The sequence below is a fragment of the Candidatus Hydrogenedentota bacterium genome (genome assembly GCA_016791475.1).
Taxonomy (GTDB): Bacteria; Hydrogenedentota; Hydrogenedentia; order Hydrogenedentales; family JAEUWI01; genus JAEUWI01.
Genome location: JAEUWI010000199.1, coordinates 1 through 466, shown reverse-complemented (window position 1 = coordinate 466; position 466 = coordinate 1). Strand labels below are relative to the sequence as shown.

Annotated in this window: 1 pseudogene (cut by a window edge); it reads left to right on the top strand. The window is 60.3% G+C overall.

The annotated features are described in order from the left end of the window. Window positions 1-274, top strand: a pseudogene (locus JNK74_28680) (dihydroxy-acid dehydratase); it begins 289 nt to the left of the window's first position. Window positions 275-466 lie beyond the last annotated feature (192 nt).

The following is a 466-nucleotide window of genomic DNA, read 5'->3' as shown; positions in this document are numbered from 1 at the left end:
CGATGGTCGCTTCTCCGGCGGCTCGCACGGCTTCGTGGTGGGTCACATCACGCCGGAAGCTTTCGATGGCGGCCCAATTGCACTGGTAGAGGACGGCGATGCCATTACCATCGATGCGGAAAGCCGCGAGATCAGTCTGGGTGTGTCGGATGCCGTGCTTGCCGAGCGCCGAGCGCGCTGGACGCAACCGAAACCGCGCTACACGCGAGGCGTGCTGGCCAAGTACGCAAGACTGGTCTCCAGCGCCGCGGAGGGCGCCGTCACCGATAAGTAAGAGGGGGACCGCCCAAGAAACGGAACAACTCGTACGCAAGACAATACGCATAAACGAGGGTCTACGATGGATTTCGGGTATCGGCCATTATGCATATCCCATTTCCACAGCCGCCCATTACCGGCAATCACCTGCCGTTGGAGATCCCGTCAGAATTTCCCTCGTCGGATTGTCCTGGCTGACCGGTTTAGG